At 45.7% G+C, this 6,158-nt stretch carries 4 protein-coding genes; 2 read left to right on the plus strand and 2 right to left on the minus strand.

The window, feature by feature from the left end; translation table 11 throughout:
• Positions 1-141: 141 nt before the first annotated feature.
• The gene (locus RWL87_RS08860; protein WP_313969637.1) at positions 142-852 is read right to left on the minus strand and encodes a hypothetical protein; all 711 of its coding nucleotides are present in this window, start codon (positions 850-852) and stop codon (positions 142-144) included.
• Positions 853-862: 10 nt separating this feature from the next.
• On the minus strand, positions 863-1,462 hold the full coding sequence (locus RWL87_RS08865; protein WP_313969638.1) for a hypothetical protein: 600 nt from the start codon (positions 1,460-1,462) through the stop codon (positions 863-865).
• 160 nt (positions 1,463-1,622) lie between these two features.
• Between RWL87_RS08865 and RWL87_RS08870 the strand changes: the two genes are divergently transcribed.
• Both RWL87_RS08870 and RWL87_RS08875 read left to right on the plus strand, forming a co-directional pair.
• Positions 1,623-4,187, plus strand: a complete 2,565-nt coding sequence (locus tag RWL87_RS08870) for a glycoside hydrolase domain-containing protein (protein ID WP_313969639.1) — start codon at positions 1,623-1,625, stop codon at positions 4,185-4,187.
• A gap of 637 nt (positions 4,188-4,824) precedes the next feature.
• Complete coding sequence (locus RWL87_RS08875) at positions 4,825-5,973, plus strand: hypothetical protein (RefSeq protein ID WP_313969640.1); 1,149 nt, start codon at positions 4,825-4,827, stop codon at positions 5,971-5,973.
• Positions 5,974-6,158 lie beyond the last annotated feature (185 nt).

Here is a 6,158-nt window from a genome sequence, read left to right on the forward strand (position 1 = left end):
TACTCTTCGCGTGTGCTATTGCGCTAATCATTATTGAGTTTGGGTTGGCGCTCCTACCCTAACCTGAGCCGTATAACAGTTGTGGCGGTGACCGAACAACGGTCACCGCCACAACTATTTTTAAGATGAGACAGACTCAGATTAGACGGGGTTGTCGGGGTTGGGCAGGGTTACCACCTCAGACCAGCGCGTATCCTTAGCCGCCGCACGGTTCGCGTCGCTCTTCTGCTTCACGTCAGCAGGTGCCTGCTGCGCCCACGCCTCAAAAGCAACAATGTAGTTCTCGGGGTAGTTTGCCGCGAGCAGCTCCTGGCGGGTCGGGAAGTACTCCTTACCCTCTCGAATGTCGACGTAGTTGCTTGCCTTGTAGGGGTCTGCGCTCTGGACGTCAGCGCGCGGGCCGGAGGCTACCTTTCCGCTTGCCACGTTATTGTCATCGATAGCGCGCACCCACGCCGCGGCGTAGGCGTGATCGGCCTTGTTCTTCTCGTACAGCGCCAGGCACTCGGCTCCTGCCGATTCAGCTTCGGCGCGGGTGGGGAAGTTCGCCTGGTTGCGCACAACATGCCGCGCGGAGACATAGGAGGGCAGTGCCGTACCGCGGTCGGCGCTGATGGCTTCCTGCTGCTTGAGGGTTTCAGCTTTCGCAGCTTCGTCAGGTTCAAGGCAGGGGGTAGACGTCTTCTTCGTCGCGGAAGAGGAGGCAGACCCGGTGGAGCTTGCTGCTGACGGGGAGGAAGCTACAGTCGTGTTCGAGGGTGCGGGAGTATTGGATGCTGTGCTGGTGGAGCTACCGCAGGAGGCAAGTAGAAAACAACTCAGAATAATAAAACTAGTATTATGTAGCTTCATTTTGGAATCCTTACTTCAGCTCTACCTGAAGAATAAGGGTGTAGTGGGTTGCTGAGTAAGTCTGTGCATGGTAGCGGGGAAGGTAATTCCAGTAATTACCATGTCGCCAGATACCCCAAATAAAGTAGTTAGGCCCGTAAGGATCACGGTACAGAACACGAGAAGTATGCAACGTACCGGGGTTGAAAGCATCAACTTCAACTCCTCCAACATTGACAGTTCCTGACTGCCTAATGCGGCGAATAGACCCATTAGGGAACCTGAGAACGAACGATGTCTTGAAGTAAGGTTTTGCTTTCTTATTACCTTCCTGCTGAACAGGCTTAGAAGTCACTGAGGCACTTTTTTCTCGGTTCAGACGACTTGCTTCGAGAACTTCTGAAGGGGCGGAACGCAGCACTGCACGGTACTTGTCAATCTCCGCTTCCGAGAGGCCAGCAGACCTCAATTCTTCTTCAGTCGGGAAGTATGCGCCATGATGGAGGATCGCCTCAAAGTTCTCAGAAGACTCCTGGGGCTGGGCAGCATTTGCGTTGGGCATACCCATCATGCCAGCCAGCATGCTGAGACCTGATCCAATTACAAATTGTTTACGAGAGATATTTTCCATACTGATACTCTAGCTACCTAGTTGACTACCTGTCAATGGGAAATGTTGGTTTTTAAAAATAAACAGAAACCGTAGACAGTAGGTTGGTAAGTGGCTATAATTACGGCAATGACAAGCCAAAATATTGGATATTTGGAGTCTGTATAGAGATTTTCTCTTGATGACGAACTGCACTCTATGTTGGTATTGGGTAGTTCAGAAAGGTAAAGCAACATTTATGGATCATCGTGTACTCGACACTCAACGATGGCTAAACCGGACCTATAAGACCCATCCAGGGTGGGTTAATGCGCCGGAAACTGGAAACACCGGATGGCCTACTATCGCTGCGCTCACCCGAGCACTTCAGATAGAGCTTGGTATTAAAGACCTCTCGTCTCGTTTCGGAGAAACCACAACATCATTGTGGAATCTAAAGATTGGTAATCTCAACCAGACATCAGGAGTCCACGCGAGTATCCTAGCCATTCTCTCTGGGGCCTTGTGGTGCAAAGGATATGCAGGGGCGGATACTACTAAACTTCCTAAGGGTCCTAAGGACGCTTTTCTCATTCGATTTGAGGAATTTTCTGACTCAATCGTAAAAATCAAACAAGATATAGGTCTGCCGCCTAATCTCCGTAGCCGTGATGTGAACGCCAAACTTATGGCTTCCTTGCTATCAATGGATGCATACGTGCGCCCACAATATCAGGGAGCTCCTGCATCTTACGAAGAAATCCGAGAGGGCCAGCAGTGGCTGAATGGTAAGTACTGGTCTGAAGCCAGCTATGAACTGTGCCCTACTGACGGCATATTTTCTCGGCGTACTCTCTCTTCGTTTGTATACGGAGTGCAGTATGAGCTGGGGTTAAAAAATATAGCTAATGGATGGTTCGGCCCAACAACAAGAAAAAACTTACGTCAGCAGCCTGCCTTACGACAAGGTTCATCTGGTACGTGGGTGTTTCTTGCACAAATTGGTCTGAGATTTAATGGACACCGTACTGTTTCCCTTTCGGGTAAATTCGACGGTGATATTGTGCGTGAAGTCCAGAATTTCCAGCGTCGTGCAGCTTTGCATGTTAGCGGGTTGTGTGATTATACAACATGGTGCGAGATTATTGCTTCTAACGGAGATACCGATCGAGTGCTGAAGGGACTAGACACAAACGTTTTTATTACTGCTTCTGAAGCAAAACAAATGCGTGCAGCTGGCTATACTCATGTTGGCCGGTACCTAGTTGGGCCAGGACAAAAATACATCCGAGCTCAGGAATTCAAAAATATCTCTGATGCTGGATTGCGCTTATTTCCTATCTACCAAAGGTCTAATGACTCCCTTGAGTCAATGAGCTACAGTTTAGGGTATGAACAAGGTCTGGAGGCTCTTGTTAGGGGTCGTGTCTTGGGATTGCCTTTTGGAGCTGTTATTTATTTTGCGGTAGATTTTGACCCTGTTGGTGACGAGATTTCTGGTCCGGTCGCTGCTTATTTTAAGGGAGTAAAATCTGCGCTAGAGTCTGTTCCCTCTTCCCGCTCGTACCGTGCAGGTGTTTATGGTACACGAAATGTATGTGGGGTCTTGCGTAGCCTTGGTCTAGTACATGGATTATTTGTATCTGGTATGTCATGGGGATTTAGTGGGAACATGGGATTCGTTCTGCCCGATGGCTGGGATTTTAATCAGGTAATCGAGGTGCAAGGTGTATTTGGTCCGAGGCGTGGAAGCATAGACCGTGTAGCGGTATCTCGGGATAATGCAGGCGTTGATGTTTCCAGGATAGTTGCCCCTCCTGTTTGGGGTGGAACAGTCGATACTAATGGCCAGGGTGGAAGTGCTGTTTCTGAGTTTGATAAATTTTTTGAATGGGTAGTAAAATGTGAAGTTATTTTTGATCAATACTACAAAGAAGGATATGATGCTGCCCCAAATATTCCGACAGCACCTCCTCCTGGCGGTATGATGCACAGATGCTCGTATAGTGCGTTTAGTATTCTCCATGCAGCGCGGCAGGGTAGCTATTGGGGATTCGATGAAAAAATGGGGGTATGGATGTTCTATACTCCAAATAGTCTTGCATTAAACGATAATAGGTTCGATTTGGATGAGCATGTTAAAAATACTTCTACTTGGGGTGCTAACAATTGTCGAGACTACAAACATTTTGCAGTTTCTACAATTGCATATCTTCAATGGGGGCTAAAGCGTGAGTACTTCAAAATCCCTCTTGGGGATATAGGTGGATGGGGTCTTGATCTTCTCTCCCTGTGGGATGAATGGGAAAAGGAACCCCGAGGAGATTTCAGGATGTTTATTCGTCAGAAAATTGGATCTACCGGAGTATCAAAGTTTGGGTATGCAGATTTTATCGCTGACTGTGATGCATGGCTTTTGGCATTAATTCTTTCATCTGCTCCTGAGAAGAAATTATCTGAAGCGCTAAGAGAGTTGTATGCGCAGCCTCCTCGAATTCGACTCAAAAAATTTGCTGAGTATCGATTTGGTGGTAGAAAAGAGGAAGTTAAGAGAATTTTCTCATCTATTTATAATGGCAATCGTCCTATCCGAATTCTTCTTGAAAAGAAAGGAATTATATCTTCAATGGTAAATGATGCAATTGACCGTATGTATAAAGCGGCATCGGATGTTAGTACATACCCGAGTCTTGCCCAGGCAAATATTATGGCTGAGGAGTATTATGATTCTTTGATTATGGGAAGGGTATGTAAATATGACTCTTAGGAGCAAGCCATTCTCTGTTAATGAGAAGGTAATTTTATACATATTAATTCTTATTATGTTACCTTTTTTGTATGCTTTTCCGGCTACGCTTTATATAAGTTCCTACAGGTTCATTTCACCGTGTACTGGGGTGCAAAGTAACTATCATGACCTTATATTTTTATTTATAGTGGCAGCTGTACTTGGTGGGTTACCTCAAGTTTTAAGTATATGGCTGGGTATGAAGTTTCGTTTAGGTATTTTTTGGACAGTCTCGCTGTATTTAATTTTTAAATTATATACGACTTATAATCTTGTAAAAGATAATTTTATGAGCCCCTGTGATTTTCCTATAGAGTATGAACGCAAGATATTGTGGCCATATGACCTACAAGCTTTTATCCTACTGGGTCCTGATATTGTATCATGCACCGTTTTTCTATTAGTTTTTATTGTATTCCCTAGGTGGAACTATTGGATTTCTTCTGTATTTGCATTGCTTGTATTTGTTGGGATGTGTTTATTCCTTTTATGTTCATGGGATTATATTAGGAGTTTTATCCGCATCATTCATCTAATTCATGTTCATTAACCATATTATTTGAAAATAATATATTTTGGATTATCTTTGGTTTGCCTTTAATATTAAGGAGATATTTTGAACTCTCTTAGTCGTCGTACATTTCTGACTGTTGCCCCTATGCTTGTTGCGTTACCAAATATTGCGTACGCATCGGAGAGGAATCATGGGGATTCCCTTGGACCCGCTTCGATGCAACCGCTGCCTAGCATGGAGACTAATCTACTACCCCTTAACCTCCGGGAGTTTGTATCCATCCCGGTCACCTTGGGTATTATCATTACGCCTAGTGTGACTATTTTTCCTAGCAGTCACCCTACTCTCACGCTCAAATGGGATCCTGAATACTATGAGTATGCTCAGCTTCCTGAGTTTCTGGAAGATAAACCTCCTAGTAATCTCAAGAATCCCTTGTCAGATTCTGAGTATATTCGTACTTCTGGAGCCTTGGATTTTGCTCGGGGTAGTGCAGAGATTACTATTCGAGACATCCTTCGTGCAGGGCACTCTTATCGATTCATCTATGCATATGCGCGTCCACCTCAAAGTGCAATCCTTACTCCGGGGTATTCACGTGCTATTCCTGATATTTCTCATGTATCACTGGCTCTAGAAGACCACCCTATTATTAAAATAGACATGCCTGAACCTGCTATTTTCGAAACCGCTCCGTGGTCTGCGCAGCTGGGGGTAACTTGGCGGCATATAAATTTAGATCATTATGTTTTTGAGCAGGATATTCCCCGCCAAACGATGGTTATCCCTACTTCGTTAACTGTCACCTCCGGTGGGCCTGGCGCTGTACCTGACGGCTCTTTTGTGCGGGTTTCCTATGATGCATCAGCCTTTGAGGGGATCGAGATTCTGGATTGTCATATTATTCCTCCCATGGTGAGTGATTCCGGCCTTGCGCAAGATACGGGTCAAATATATGCGTATGGTCAACAAAGTAAATTTCCGGTTACTCTTCAGCAGCAAAATGTTGAATCTGAGTGCCGTATTATCTTTGGGTCTTCCATTCCAGCGGGTAGTTATATTCGTATTGAGCTAGGAGTTATTTGCAAAGGAGTGCTTATTACTGCATCGACCTCTCATAATAGAATTAATCTACCTTCTACGGGGATGAGTTATGATCCTTGGTTTTTCTCTGTTGAATCTGGTGTAGAAGCCTCGAATAATCTGGCAGTTCACATTCCTATTGCTGACGATAGTATCGAGTCCTCTTGATGCTATTCGCCGCAATCAAATATTATAGGTGGGTTGTTATACCTATCGATGCGCGAGATGTGCCATGTGGACGATATGGTGTACATGACGCGCGCGGTGGAAGGCTTCTTCCGCCTCTAAATTGAACCCTGCTGAGGTATGAACAGCTGGGGTGTGGGCGCCGGGAACGTAAGGTTCCCGGCGCC

It is taken from the genome of uncultured Rothia sp., from assembly GCF_963555405.1.
Classification (GTDB): domain Bacteria; phylum Actinomycetota; class Actinomycetes; order Actinomycetales; family Micrococcaceae; genus Rothia.

Coding starts and splice junctions, on each gene's coding strand:
- RWL87_RS08860 (WP_313969637.1), bottom strand. CDS start 852: ATGAAGCTACATAATACTAGTTTTATTATTCTGAGTTGTTTTCTACTT.
- RWL87_RS08865 (WP_313969638.1), bottom strand. CDS start 1,462: ATGGAAAATATCTCTCGTAAACAATTTGTAATTGGATCAGGTCTCAGC.
- RWL87_RS08870 (WP_313969639.1), top strand. CDS start 1,623: ATGACGAACTGCACTCTATGTTGGTATTGGGTAGTTCAGAAAGGTAAA.